At 62.6% G+C, this 14,003-nt stretch carries 11 protein-coding genes; 4 read left to right on the forward strand and 7 right to left on the reverse strand.

From position 1 onward, the window contains the following. Positions 1-57: 57 nt before the first annotated feature. The 3 genes from dapF to AC6H34_RS10000 all read left to right on the forward strand — a co-directional run bounded on the left by dapF (position 58) and on the right by AC6H34_RS10000 (position 3,236). A complete protein-coding gene (gene dapF / locus AC6H34_RS09990; protein ID WP_497538707.1) occupies positions 58-921 on the forward strand; it encodes a diaminopimelate epimerase in 864 nt (287 codons plus the stop codon). A gap of 79 nt (positions 922-1,000) precedes the next feature. Continuing rightward, positions 1,001-2,269 (forward strand): tRNA (N(6)-L-threonylcarbamoyladenosine(37)-C(2))-methylthiotransferase MtaB, encoded by a 1,269-nt coding sequence (mtaB, locus tag AC6H34_RS09995; protein WP_497538708.1) that lies wholly within the window; start codon positions 1,001-1,003, stop codon positions 2,267-2,269. Positions 2,270-2,408: 139 nt separating this feature from the next. Then, a complete protein-coding gene (locus tag AC6H34_RS10000) occupies positions 2,409-3,236 on the forward strand; it encodes a DUF3108 domain-containing protein (RefSeq protein WP_497538709.1) in 828 nt (275 codons plus the stop codon). 248 nt (positions 3,237-3,484) lie between these two features. Here the strand turns inward: AC6H34_RS10000 and xth are convergent, their stop codons facing one another. The 6 genes from xth to mnmE form a co-directional block, all read right to left on the reverse strand. Continuing rightward, positions 3,485-4,303: an exodeoxyribonuclease III gene (gene xth / locus AC6H34_RS10005; protein ID WP_497538710.1), complete on the reverse strand. Its 819-nt coding sequence runs from the start codon at positions 4,301-4,303 to the stop codon at positions 3,485-3,487. A 132-nt stretch (positions 4,304-4,435) separates the two neighbouring features. After that, positions 4,436-5,314 carry a ParB/RepB/Spo0J family partition protein gene (locus tag AC6H34_RS10010; protein WP_497538711.1) on the reverse strand — a complete coding sequence of 293 codons (879 nt, stop codon included), beginning with the start codon at positions 5,312-5,314 and terminating at the stop codon, positions 4,436-4,438. Positions 5,315-5,334: 20 nt separating this feature from the next. Continuing rightward, positions 5,335-6,132: a ParA family protein gene (locus tag AC6H34_RS10015; protein WP_448150178.1), complete on the reverse strand. Its 798-nt coding sequence runs from the start codon at positions 6,130-6,132 to the stop codon at positions 5,335-5,337. A gap of 52 nt (positions 6,133-6,184) precedes the next feature. After that, a complete protein-coding gene (rsmG, locus tag AC6H34_RS10020; RefSeq protein WP_497539870.1) occupies positions 6,185-6,823 on the reverse strand; it encodes a 16S rRNA (guanine(527)-N(7))-methyltransferase RsmG in 639 nt (212 codons plus the stop codon). A 134-nt stretch (positions 6,824-6,957) separates the two neighbouring features. Continuing rightward, positions 6,958-8,826, reverse strand: a complete 1,869-nt coding sequence (gene mnmG / locus AC6H34_RS10025; RefSeq protein ID WP_497538712.1) for a tRNA uridine-5-carboxymethylaminomethyl(34) synthesis enzyme MnmG — start codon at positions 8,824-8,826, stop codon at positions 6,958-6,960. A gap of 150 nt (positions 8,827-8,976) precedes the next feature. Continuing rightward, a complete protein-coding gene (gene mnmE, locus AC6H34_RS10030) occupies positions 8,977-10,284 on the reverse strand; it encodes a tRNA uridine-5-carboxymethylaminomethyl(34) synthesis GTPase MnmE (RefSeq protein WP_497538713.1) in 1,308 nt (435 codons plus the stop codon). 82 nt (positions 10,285-10,366) lie between these two features. On the opposite strand from mnmE, the gene AC6H34_RS10035 reads away from it, so the two are divergent. Further along, complete coding sequence (locus AC6H34_RS10035; protein WP_497538714.1) at positions 10,367-12,382, forward strand: thioredoxin domain-containing protein; 2,016 nt, start codon at positions 10,367-10,369, stop codon at positions 12,380-12,382. Positions 12,383-12,565: 183 nt separating this feature from the next. Here AC6H34_RS10035 and rho read toward each other — a convergent pair whose 3' ends face one another. Next, complete coding sequence (gene rho / locus AC6H34_RS10040; protein WP_448150174.1) at positions 12,566-13,831, reverse strand: transcription termination factor Rho; 1,266 nt, start codon at positions 13,829-13,831, stop codon at positions 12,566-12,568. Positions 13,832-14,003: the final 172 nt, after the last annotated feature.

Consider the following 14,003-nt stretch of genomic DNA (forward strand, 5'->3'; position numbering starts at 1 on the left):
GTTGGTATGCGGGGCATCTTGCCCTATATAGGGCCGAGATATTTCCTGGAAACCACCATGTCCGGCCTCGCCAATCGCCCCTATCTGAAGATGAACGGCATCGGCAACGAGATCGTCGTGCTCGATCTCAGTGACGGCATGCATGCCGTTACGCCGGCCGAGGCACGGGCGATAGCGGTGCGCGAGCCCTTCGACCAGCTTATGGTGCTCTATCCGCCCCAGCGGCCGGAGACGGATGCGTTCATGCGCATCTTCAACACCGATGGCTCCCAGTCCGGCGCCTGCGGCAACGGCACGCGCTGTGTATCCTGGTATTACATGCCCGTCGTCGGCAGGGACAGGCTGCTCCTGCAGACACCGACGAGCCTCGTCGAGGCTCGTCGTTCGGGGCTGGATTTCACCGTCGACATGGGACCGCCTGCCTTCGAATGGCAGCAGATACCGCTTTCCCGCAATGCCGGCGATACGAAGGCGATCGACTTTGCCTTTGGTCCGGCGGATGCGCCGCTTCTGCAGGGGCCCAGCGTCGTGAACATGGGCAATCCCCACGCGGTTTTCTGGGTCGGGCAGGATCCCTGGGACTACGATCTCGCCAGCATCGGCCCGCAGATCGAGCATGATCCGCTTTTCCCCGAGCGTGTGAACGTTTCCGTCGCGCAGGTGCTCAGCCGCGAGCACATCGTGCTGCGCGTCTGGGAGCGTGGGGCCGGCCTGACGCGTGCCTGCGGCTCGGCCGCCTGTGCGACAGCCGTGGCCGCGGCACGACTGGGCAAGACCGGGCGGAATGTGCGCATCACCCTGCCCGGTGGCGATCTCCTGATCGAATGGCGTGAGACCGACGGCCACGTCCTCATGACGGGTGCCGTGGAACTGGAACATGAAGGCCGCTTCACCGCCGACTGGTTCACCCACGCGGCATGACGACCGCCGGTCCGCGCGCCGGTATCTCTCACGAAAGGCAGCCGTGCCGCCCCTGGGGCAGGCATACCGAAAACCGCCCATGACCGAGATCGTCACCTTCGGCTGCCGCCTCAACATCCACGAATCCGAAGCGATGAAGGCCGCCATCGGCACGCGCGGCGATCTCACTGTGATCAACAGTTGCGCCGTGACGGGCGAGGCCGTCCGCCAGGCCCGGCAGACCATTCGCCGCCTCAAGCGCGAGGACCCCCACCGCGCCATCGCCGTTACCGGCTGCGCCGCGCAGACGGATCCGGATCGCTTCGCCGCCATGCCGGAAGTTTCCTTCGTGGTGGGCAACGGCGAGAAGCTGAAGCCACAGACCTGGCAGACCCTAGGCAGGGAACAGGGCAAGCTCGTCACCTCGGACATCATGGCGGCGCGCGATATCGCGCTGCCGGAAATCGCCGGCTTCAAGGGGCGCGCCCGGGGTTTCGTCCAGATCCAGAATGGCTGCGACCATCGCTGTACCTTCTGCATCATCCCGTTTGGCCGGGGCAATTCCCGTTCCCTCGCCCCGGCGACGGTGATCGCCCAGATCCGCCGCCTGGTGGATGCGGGCTACAAGGAGATCGTGCTCACGGGAGTCGACCTCACCAGCTACGGGCCGGACCTTGGCGAACCCCTGCCGCTGGGAGCGCTGGTACGCCGTATCCTGAGGGAGGTGCCAGACCTGCCGCGACTGCGGCTTTCCTCCATCGACTCGGTCGAGGCGGATGAGGACCTGATGCAGGCCCTGGCCGAGGAGGAGAGACTGATGCCCCATCTCCATCTCTCCCTGCAGTCGGGCGACGATCTCATCCTCAAGCGCATGAAGCGGCGCCACCTGCGGGCGGATGCCGTGCGCTTCTGCGCCGAGGCGCGGGGGCTGCGCCCCGACGTCGTCTTCGGCGCCGACCTCATTGCCGGCTTTCCGACGGAGGACGATGCCATGTTCGCACGCTCCCTCGATCTGATCGAGGAGTGCGGCATCACCTATCTGCATGCCTTTCCCTTCTCGCCCCGGCCGGGGACGCCGGCCGCACGCATGCCGCCGGTGGATGGCGTAGCCATCAAGGAGCGAGCCGCGCAGTTGCGGGAGGCTGGCGAGAATGCATTGAGCCGCTTCCTCGATGGCGAGATCGGGAAGCGACGCATGCTTCTCACCGAGCGCGGGGGCATCGGGCGCACGGCGCAATTTGCTCCCGTACGCCCTCAGATCGAGCAGCCGGCTGGAAGGCTGATCGAGGTTGAGATCACCGGGCGCGAGGGGCGTGCGTTGCTGGCGCGCACGCTTGTGGACGCCACCGGCCCCCAGGCCGGCGGCTGAAGTCGCGGGCCAGCCGCTGGCCGCTTCATCCTCGGTTCAGCCACAATTGGCCATGATGATTCTCGGCAACGTTTACGTAACATTTACCTTGTTACAATGCCCCTGAAGATCGGCCGGGAAACCGGCCGGGGAGACCGGCGTGACCATTTCGATTTTGACCAGACTCGCTTCGGGCGCCGCCCTTGGCGCCCTTATCGGCCTCGCCCCGGCGCTGGCCGCGGCCAACAGCGCCACCACCGCCATCCGCTACGGCGTGACACTGGCTGGCTTGCCCATCGGCACGGCCAACCTCAGCATCAACCTTTCCGAGGGCGGCCCCTACAAGATCAATGCCGCAGCCAAGGTCGGGGGCGTGATCAGCCTGATCAGCGATGGCAGGGGGTCCGCCTCTGCTTCGGGCAAGCTTGGCTCGGCGGCACCCGTGCCCTCGTCCTACGCCTTGAACTCGATTGCCGGCAAGAAGCCGCAGACGGTTCAGATGGCTCTTTCGGCCGGCAACATCACCGCGATCGACCTGCAACCGGATCTGCCGCCGCGCAAGGATCGTGTCCCGGTGACGGCGGCTGACAAGCATGGCGTGCTCGATCCTCTGTCGGCCATGCTCGTGCCGGTGGCGGGCAATGGAGACGCGCTGGAACCAGCGGCGTGCAGACGTACGCTTCCCGTTTTCGACGGCGCCACACGCTTCGACATCAAGCTCTCCTATGCCCGGACGGAACAGGTCGATGGCAAGGGCTACAGCGGCCCCACCATCGTCTGCTCCGCCCGCTACGTACCGATTGCCGGCCACCGGCCGAATCGCGATCAGACCAAGTTCATGGAGAGCAATCGCGACATCGAACTCTGGCTTGCACCGATCAAGGGCACGCATGTGCTCGCACCGTTCAAGATCATCGTCGGTACGCAGATCGGCCGTCTCACGCTCAATGCCACACGTTTTGGCGGCAGCGGCGGCGGGGACGACTGAACCCGGTCGCCAGACCGTCCCAAAACCGGACGAGGCGGTTAAGGGATGGGAGCTGGCAATCTCAAGCCCACCTTCCGTTCAGGAGGCCACCAGGAGCCTTCGGCCGGCGATGTAGGCCGGGAAAGGCAGGCCGGCAGTGATTCGTCGCCGATTCGTTCGCGGTTCGCCCGCAAATGGGAAGATGGGTTAATGCCCGCCGCGCAGGTTGGCCGCTGGGGCGGCAAGCAAGTGCTAACCAAGACGTGCGGTCACTCGATTTCGAACACACCTGTCACCGGGACATGGTCGGACGGCTTTTCCCAACCGCGAGCCTCGCTCAGGATCTCGATCGAGCGAGCGGCATCGACGAGGGTCGGGCTGGCCCAGATATGATCAAGCCGACGGCCGCGGTTTGACACAAGCCAGTCGGCCGCTCGGTAGCTCCACCACGTGTAGAGCTTCTCGGGCTCCGGCGTGAAATGCCGCATCACATCGATCCAGCCATGCTCGGCGATCATCGCCTTCATGGCCTCGGTTTCGACCGGCGTGTGCGACACGACATCGAGGAGCTGCCTGTGGCTCCAGACGTCATGCTCATAGGGCGCGATGTTGAGATCCCCAACCAGGATCGAGCGCGGATTGGCATTCGGGAAGTCCGCAAACCACGCATGCATCTCGGCAAGGAAGTCCAGCTTGTGCCCGAATTTCGGATTCAGCTCGCGGTCTGGAATGTCGCCCCCGGCGGGTACATAGAAATTGTGGACGGTGAGCGGCCGCTTCAATCCCGAGGCCATCCCGAACCGGGCCGAGATATGGCGCGCGTCGCCCTTCATACAGAATTCGCGCTTGTCGACGGTTTCGAAGGGAAGGCGCGAGAAGATTGCAACGCCGTGATAGCCCTTCTGGCCATTGAAGGCGATGTGCTCGAAACCAAGCTTACGTACATCGGACACCGGAAACTTGCCGTCCTCGACCTTCGTCTCCTGGAGACAGAGTATATCGGGCTGTCGTTCCCTAACGAAACGTTCCACGAGACCCATGCGAAGACGAACGGAATTTATATTCCAAGTAGTCAATGTTATCTGCATGGATCTTTATTCTTTGTAATAACTTGCATTGTGCCACCGGATCCCGAGAGCCGCCTCCCATACACGCGGGTGCCGATGGAGACCCGACTCATGAAACGGAAGCAGCGGAAAGGCCCGTCCGCGCAGCTTGTCTCAATCCCGCAGTCGGCGACAGAGGTCGTCCAGCTGCTCGAGGGAATTGTATCGGATCTTCATCTCGCCTCCCTCGCCCCGATGGTCGAGAGTTACCTTAAGGCCGAGCACATCTGAAATCGTCCGCTCCAACGCTATCGTATCCGGGTCCTTCTCGACACGGCTGCGGGCCCGCAGGGTCTTGCCGGCGCTTTGTGCCTCGTCCTGCACGACGCTTTCGGCCTCACGGACGGACATATTCTCGGAGATGATGAGCCGGGCCACCGCCTCCGGATTGGTCACCGAGAGAAGTGCACGCGCATGGCCGGCCGTGAGCTTGCCCTCCACGACATTGATCTTGATAGCCTCCGGCAGCTTGAGGAGGCGGAGCGTATTGGCAACATGGCTCCGGCTCTTGCCGATGACCTTGGCAAGATCGTTCTGCGAATAGGCGAACTCCTCGATGAGCTTGTCATAGCCCACGGCTTCTTCGATGGCATTGAGATCCGTACGCTGGACGTTCTCGATGATGGCAAGTTCTAGCGCCTCTCGATCGGACGCCTCGACGACTGTTACGGGAACATCGTGAAGACCCGCCCGCTGGGCAGCACGCCAGCGGCGTTCACCCGCGATAATCTCATAGGAATCGATCGTGCCCGGAACGGGCCTGACCAGGATCGGCTGGATGACCCCCTTTTCCCGGACGGAGTTGGCGAGATCCTGCAGGTCTTCTTCCGTGAAGTTCTGACGTGGATTGCGGGGATTCGGGCGCAGGAAACTGGTGGGAATCCGGCGCTGACCACGAGCGCGCTCGATGGCTGAACCTTCATCACCCGCGTCGCCAATCAGGGCAGCCAGGCCGCGCCCCAGGCGCGGGCGCATCTTGTCATCGGAACTCATGGCTCTTCCTCACTGCCGCTTCAAGCGGCACGTAGCAGTTTCTCGCGCTGAATCACTTCGGAGGCGAGACGAACATAGGCCTGGCTGCCCGGGCATTTGAGGTCATAGAGTAATGACGGCTTGCCATAGGACGGCGCTTCGGAGACACGAACATTGCGGGGAATCACGGTCTGGTAAACCTTCTCCCCAAGGAATTCGCGCACATCTGCCATGACCTGCCCGGAAAGATTGTTACGGGCATCATACATGGTCAGCACGACACCGTGGATGCTGAGATTCGGATTCAACGAGTTACGAACTTGCTCGACCGTCCGCAGCAACTGTGACAGACCTTCCAGGGCGAAGAACTCACACTGGAGCGGCACGAGAACGGCATCGGCCGCGCTCATTGCATTGATGGTGAGCAGATTGAGGGATGGCGGACAATCCACCAGGATATAGGAGCAGGGAAAGTCGGTCGAGGCTGCCAGAGCGTGGATGGCTTTACGCAGGCGGAAGGCACGATCCCGCTCATTGGCGATCTCAAGCTCGACGCCGAGGAGATCCATATTCGAGGGCGCGATATGCAAGCGCGGCACCACCGTCTCGACAATGGCGGAGCGCAGGTCGCAATCACCCACCATGACGTCATAGGTGGTGCGAACACGCTGCTTCTGGCCGATGCCGAGACCTGTCGATGCATTCCCCTGCGGATCCAGGTCGACGATCAGCACGTCCTCTCCGATCGCAGCGAGGGCCGTGCCAAGGTTGATGGCGGTTGTCGTCTTGCCGACACCGCCCTTCTGGTTGGCTATTGCGAGAATACGCGGCAAAGTCATCGTATTTTTTCCTCTTGCCCCGCTGCGGTGTGGATTCCCGGAAAGGAGATCCTCAATTCCGCCTGGCCGCGGCCGTGATCGAAACAATTTGTCCGCCTGGGTCAGTCAGGCTGGGGAACAATTCTGTTTGCATACTCCAATATCTAGAGGCTTGGGTCAATTCGGCCTCTACATCTTGCCCCTTGAGAAACAGGGCACGAGCCCCTGTTTTCAACAGATCCTCGCTCAGCTCCAGGAGCGCCAATATCGATGCAAGCGCTCGAGCGGTGACCAAATCGACCGGACCCTTCCACGATGCCGTGAAATCCTCGATTCGCACCGCATGAATCGTCGCTGGCGCACCGGTCACGCGTGCCACCTCTCGCAGAAACGACGCTTTGCGGCCATTTGCCTCTACCAGATGAACATGAAAACCCGGCACGCCGATTGAGGCAATCGCAATTACCAAGCCCGGAAAGCCTGCTCCGCTACCAAGGTCGATCACCGTTTTTGCATCGCCGATATGTGAAAGAAGCTGTGCACTATCGGCAATATGCCGAGTCCATGCACGATCCAGCGTCGACGGCGCCACGAGGTTCTTGATCTTCTGCCATCGGAGCAGGAGATCGACATAGGCATCGAATTGAGCCACTGTTTCACGTGAAACAGTCATATACTTGAGGGCTTGGGCACGATCTGCATCTGGAGTCATGCGCGCAAGATGCCGGATCAGCGCGATTCCGGCAAGAAATACCTGCCGTACCCGAAGCAGCGCCATCGCCCGGGCCTCGCCGGAACGTGGGCAGCGTTGGTTAGCTCCTCAGATTCAATACGGACTCGAATCGATCAGGCCGTCGATCTGACCTGCTTTCTCTTCCGGAGCGCTGCAAGGAGCAGGGTGGTTGCCGCAGGTGTTATACCGTCGATACGGCCCGCCTGACCAATGGTACGCGGACGAACGGTCACGAATTTCTGACGCGTCTCATTGGAGAAGCCAATAACGGCCGAAAAGTCGAAATCCTGAGGAATTTCAACATCTTCGTCGCGCCTGAATGCCGCGACATCTGCCTTCTGCCTCTCAAGATAGACGGCGTATTTGGCCTCGATCTCAACCTGTTCGAGAACCGGACCACTGAACTGGGCCGCTTCCGGCCATAACCGCACGAGGTCTGCAAAGCCGATATTCGGATAGGCAAGAAGATCAAAGCCGGTGCGGCGGACGCCATCACGGTTGATATGAATCCCCGAGGACTCGGCCCCATTGGGTGTAACCGAAACGGATTTGGCCCACTTGAGTGCCTGAGCGAACGCCACCTGCTTATCCCTCCAGGCACTGGCACGCTTGGACCCCACAACACCGAGGGCAATCCCCCGGTCCGTCAGACGACAGTCGGCGTTATCCGCCCTCAGGGTCAACCGATATTCCGCCCGCGACGTGAACATGCGGTAGGGCTCGCTGATCCCCCGGGTCACGAGGTCGTCGACCATCACGCCGAGATAGGATTCCTCCCGTCCGAAGGTAATACCCTCGCTTCCACCTGCACGACGTGCGGCGTTCAACCCTGCGACGAGGCCTTGGGCGCCGGCCTCTTCATAGCCAGTGGTGCCGTTGATCTGACCCGCAAGAAACAGGCCCTCGACACGCTTGGCCTCCAGCGTGGCATAAAGCTCGCGCGGATCGATATGGTCATACTCGATGGCGTAACCCGGACGGATCATGCGTACCTTCCCGAGCCCGGGTATGGTTTCGATCATTGCCTGCTGGACATCCTCGGGAAGCGATGTCGAAATGCCATTGGGATAGACGGTGTCGTCGTCCAGGCCTTCCGGTTCCAGGAAGATCTGATGGCCGTCCCGCTCACCGAACCGCACCACCTTGTCCTCGATCGACGGGCAGTAGCGCGGCCCGCGACTCTCGATCTGGCCGGAATAGATCGGCGCCCTGTGGATGTTGTCCTGGATGACTTTGTGTGTCGCAGGCGTGGTACGGGTAATACCGCAGGAGATCTGCGGATTGGGCAATACCGTCGTCAGCGTGGAGAACGGCTCAGGCGGCTCGTCGCCTGGCTGCATCTCGAGGGAGGCCCAGTCGATCGTCTTGCCATCGAGGCGGGCCGGGGTCCCCGTCTTCAACCGCCCCAAGGCGAAGCCGATCCGAGCCAGCGTCCTTGAGAGGCCCAGCGCCGGGGCTTCTCCGACCCGGCCAGCCGGTATGCGCCTTTCCCCGATATGAATGATGCCGCCCAAAAATGTGCCGGTGGTCAGGACAACCGATCCGCACCCGAATCGATCGCCCGCGGCGGTCACCACTGCCGTTGCACGGCCGGATTCGACGAGGATATCGTCGACCTCCGCCTCTACAACGGCAAGATTGGGCTGGCCGGCGATCGCGCGCTGCATCGCTGCCGCATAGAGTGCACGGTCAGCCTGAGCGCGTGGGCCGCGCACGGCCGGACCCTTCCGCCGGTTCAGCACCCGAAACTGAATACCGCCCTGATCGGCAACGCGGCCCATCAGCCCATCGAGTGCGTCGATTTCCCGGACGAGATGACCCTTGCCCAGGCCCCCGATGGCGGGATTGCACGACATGGTTCCGATCGTGTCGGCACGATGGGTGATCAGCGCCGTGCGAGCGCCGAGCCGCGCGGAAGCCGCCGCCGCTTCACAGCCGGCATGGCCTCCACCCACCACGATCACATCAAACTGACGATCCATCGCTCACCTTCTTTCCGGGCGGCCTTTTACGCCGAAGCGCCGCAGGGGTCAAAGGGCGAAGGCCGTGTCTCCTGCCTGACCCCGGCAGCAGGCTGCCCACGTCCATAGGACAGTCACGCTGCCGCCGGTGCAATGCCCGGTAAGCTCGTTTCATTTCCCGATGCAGAACTCCCGGAAGATGACGTCATAGATCTCATCGATATCCACCTGTCCCGTCAGCCGGCCGATGGCTCGCACCGCCAGTCGCAGGTCCTCCGCCACGAATTCCACCGGCGTCGCCTCATCGGCGCTGCAGACAAGGCTAAGGTGATGAGCAATCGCCTCAAGCTCCCTGCGGTGGCGTGCCCGCGTCACAAGAGCGGATTCACCGCCCTCGAGAACATCGCGCGCGACTTGTTCCAACCGATTGAGAAGGCTTGACATTCCGGCACCGGTCTTGGCGGATATCATAAGATTGAAGCCATCGGGCAACTTCCCGCCCTCGTCCCGCTTGGTCGCGATCCGAAGGACCGGCGCCGGCAGATCCCGATGTTCGGCGCTCGCATCGTCGGCCTCGAGCCATATAACGAGATCCGCTCTTTCGAGACTGGCCCGCGCGCGCTCCACGCCGATCGCCTCGACGACGTCCTTCGTCTCCCGCAGGCCCGCCGTGTCGACCAGCGTAACGGGATAACCGCCGAGATCCAGATGGACCTCCAGCGTGTCGCGCGTCGTGCCCGCTATGGGAGTGACGATTGCGACGTCGCGTCGTGCGAGGGCGTTGAGCAAGGTCGACTTGCCGGCGTTGGGCGGCCCTGCGATCACCATCACGGCGCCTTCGCGGAGGCGCTCGCCACTGCGCCCCCCGGCGAGTGCCCCGTCAATCTCAGCCAGCAGCCTGCCGGCCCGGTGCTGAACTTCCGCGAACAGGGCCGGCACGTCCTCCTCATCGGGAAAGTCGATCTCCGCCTCGATGAGCGCCAGCATCCGTGCGAGACGTTCGCGCCAGGCAGCCGCGGCGCGCTCCAGTGCGCCCCCTGCCTGCCGCAACGCCTGTCGGCGCTGGCTACCCGTTTCGGCCTCCACGAGATCGGCGATGCCTTCGGCGGCTGTCAAGTCGAGGCGACCACTGGCGACCGCTCGCCGGGTATATTCCCCGCGCTCGGCCGCCCGGAAACCGGGCAGGGTCAACAAGGCGTCGACCACGCCGGAGACGACGGCCCTGCCGCCATGCACGTGCAGCTCCGCGAGATCCTCACCGGTGAAGCTCCGCGGTGCCTGAAAGAAAAGTACGAGCGCCTCGTCGAGGATCTCGTCCGTATCCGGTGATTTCAGGCGCCTCAGCGAGGCCCGTCGCGGTTCGGGGACCGTACCGGCGATCGTTTCCAATCCGAATCGAACGCCGGGGCCCGATACCCGGATCACCGCAATGCCGGCCCGCCCGACGCCTGAGGCCAAGGCCACGATCGTATCAACCATCTACGCCCCACGAACGTCTTGCCGCGCTCGCTTTGGCGCCGCGGTTCATGCTTATACTCCAGGGGAAAGAAGGGGTGCCACCTTGTCCAGCGCGTTGCAGAACAACCTTGCCCACGAAACCAGCCCCTATCTGATCCAGCATGCTGGCAACCCCGTGCATTGGCAGCCCTGGGGCGAGGACGCCCTGGCGCTGGCCAAGGCAGAGAACAAGCCGATCCTGCTGTCGATCGGCTATGCCGCTTGCCACTGGTGCCACGTCATGGCGCATGAGAGTTTCGAGAACCCCGCCATCGCCGGTCTGATGAACGAGCTTTTCATCAATATCAAGGTCGATCGCGAGGAACGTCCCGACATCGACCAGATCTACATGCACGCCCTGCACGCCCTGGGAGAGCAGGGCGGCTGGCCGCTGACCATGTTCCTCACGCCTGGCGGCGAGCCCTTCTGGGGTGGGACTTATTATCCCCCCGAAGCCCGCTACGGCCGGCCGGGCTTCCCGGACGTGCTGCACGCGATTTCCAAGGTCTACCACACCGATTTCGAGCGTGTGGGACGCAATCGCGAGGCGCTCCTCGACGCGCTGTCGCGCATTCCCCCCAGAGGCGACACCGCGTTCGGAGAGGCGGAGCTGAAGCAGTCGTGGAAAGCCCTGGCCGGCATAGCCGATCCGATGGATGGAGGAACACGCGGCGCGCCGAAATTTCCGAACGCATCCTATCTGGAGGCCCTCTGGCGCGCCGGGGAGGAGGGAGAAGGACGAAGGCTCTTCCTCCTCAGTCTCGAACGCATATGCCAGGGAGGCATACGCGACCATGTCGGCGGCGGCTTTGCACGCTACAGCGTCGATTCCCGCTGGCTGGTGCCGCATTTCGAAAAGATGCTGTACGACAATGCCCAGCTGCTCGACCTGCTCGGCCTAGCGTGGCAGCAAACCGGCAGGGCTCTCTACAAACATGCGGCCATCGAGATGGTCGAGTGGCTCCGGCGAGAGATGATGGCCGGAGATGGAAATGCCTTTGCAGCCTCGCTCGACGCGGACTCCGAGGGACATGAGGGCCTCTACTACGTCTGGACGCCCGGACAACTGAGAGCGGCTCTCAGCGAGGATGACGCCGAGTTCGTCGCTCACGAGCTGGACATAGACGAGCACGGCAATTGGGAGGGCCGGTCGATCCCCAACAGGCTCGGCAAGGAGGATCTCACGGACGCGCTCGAGGTCGGCTGGCTCGAACTTCGGCCCCGCTTGCTGGCTGCGCGCGCCGGACGCATCCCGCCCGCCCGTGACGACAAGGTCCTGGCGGATTGGAACGGCCTGATGATCGCCGCGCTGGCCCGCGCTTCCATCGCCTTCGAACAGCCTGACTGGCTGGAGCTTGGCCGAAAGGCATTCCATTTCGTGGCCGAATCCATGGCGGACGGTACCCGCCTGGGCCATTCGTGGCGCGCGGAACGCCTGCTGGTTCCCGGCCTTGCCAGCGATCTTGCCTATATGATCCGCGCCGCCATTGCACTTTGCGAAGCCGGAGCCGGGGGGCTCTATCTGGAGAAGGCCAGGCAATGGGCGGAGATCATCGAGGCTGACTACCGCGACGGCGAGGGCGGCGGCTATTTCCTCAGCGCCCGCGATGCTCCTGCCTTGATCACCCGGCCGCGCTCGACCCTGGATGACGCGGTGCCAAATCCGAACGGCGTCATGGCGGACAACCTTTTCCGTCTGGCTGCCATGACCGGAGAGACGCATTGGCTGCAACGGGGCGACGACCTGATGAAGGCCCTATCGCCCTCGATGAACGTCAACGTCTTCGGTCACGCATCCCTCCTCAACGCGCTGGACCTGCGGCTTCATGGACTGGAGATCGTGGTTGTCGGCCAGGATGCGGAAGCGCAGGCTCTGCTGGAAGCCGCTGGGCGCCAGCCCTACACGCACCGGACCTTGTTGCAGGTCGGGTCGGTGGCGGACCTGCCCAAGGCCCATCCAGTGAGACTGGCCACTGCGATCAGCGAGAGCGCGGCCTTCGTCTGCTCCGAAGGCCGGTGCTCGCTCCCCGTAACCGACGCAGGCAGGCTCGGAGAGACGATGCGGGACATGCTGGCATGAGTGTTTCACGTGAATCAGGCCGGATGTGATTCACGTGAAACAGGGTTAACGCGTCCGTCTCCGACCGATTGACGCCGCGACGCCTGAATTCCGGTCTTTTCCTTTGCCGTTCCGTCTCCGAATCAAAAAGGCCCGACGCCTGAAGCGCCGGGCCTTCCAGTTTTCCGAAGCTGTCGCTCGAGCTCACGTATTCATCGAATCGAAGAAGTCGGCGTTCTGCTTGGTCTGACGCAGCTTGTCGAGCAGAAACTCGATCGCGTCCACCGTGCCCATCGGATTGAGAATACGGCGCAGCACATACATCTTCTTGAGAATGTCGTTGGCGACCAGGAGCTCTTCCTTGCGGGTGCCGGACCGGGTGATGTCGATGGCCGGGAACACGCGCTTGTCGGAGACCTTGCGGTCCAGGATGATTTCCGAGTTGCCGGTGCCCTTGAACTCTTCGAAGATCACTTCGTCCATGCGCGAACCGGTTTCGATCAGCGCAGTGGCGATGATGGTAAGCGAGCCGCCTTCCTCGATGTTGCGCGCGGCGCCGAAGAAGCGCTTCGGCCGTTGCAACGCATTGGCGTCGACACCACCCGTCAGCACCTTGCCGGAGGACGGCACCACGGTGTTGTAGGCGCGGCCGAGGCGGGTGATCGAGTCGAGCAGGATCACGACGTCGCGGCCATGCTCCACGAGGCGCTTGGCCTTCTCGATCACCATTTCGGAAACCTGCACATGACGGCCGGCCGGTTCATCGAAGGTCGAGGAGATCACCTCGCCCTTCACGGAGCGCTGCATGTCAGTGACTTCTTCCGGACGCTCGTCGATCAGAAGCACGATCAGATAGCATTCGGGATGGTTTGCCGTGATGGACTGGGCGATGTTCTGCAGGAGCACCGTCTTGCCGGTGCGCGGCGGCGCGACGATGAGGGCGCGCTGGCCTTTGCCGATCGGCGACACGATATCGATGACGCGCGCCGAATAGTCCTTCTTGGTGGGATCGCCGATTTCCAGCTTGAGGCGCTGGTTGGGATAAAGCGGCGTCAGATTGTCGAAATTGATCTTGTGCTTGGTCTTGTCAGGGTCTTCGAAATTGATCGTGTTGACCTTGAGCAGGGCGAAATAGCGCTCGCCTTCCTTGGGAGAGCGAATGATGCCCTCGACCGTATCGCCCGTTCGCAGGCCGAACTTGCGGATCTGGGAAGGCGAAACATAGATATCGTCCGGGCCCGGCAGATAGTTGGCTTCGGGCGAGCGCAGGAAGGCGAATCCGTCCTGCAGCACTTCGACGACGCCTTCGCCGACGATCTCGACCTCGCGGCTAGCGAGCTGCTTGAGAACGGCGAACATCAATTCCTGCTTGCGCATCGAGGAGGCGTTCTCAACCTCGAGCTCCTCGGCAAAGGCAAGCATTTCGATGGGAGTCTTGGACTTGAGGTCCTGAAGTTTAATTTCCCGCATGGGGAGTCCTTGTTGGGGGGATAAGTCGGTTCACACCGCGCATTGAAAAGCGCGAAATCGAGAACACTAGGAGGAACAGGTCTTGCTCGCGAGACGATAACCGCCTTGCGTCAGCGCCTTGGCCGGGCTCAAGCCCAAACCTCTCAACGCCAGCCTGCAATGGAAGGAGAAG

This window comes from Labrys sp. ALF-8, from assembly GCF_059699065.1.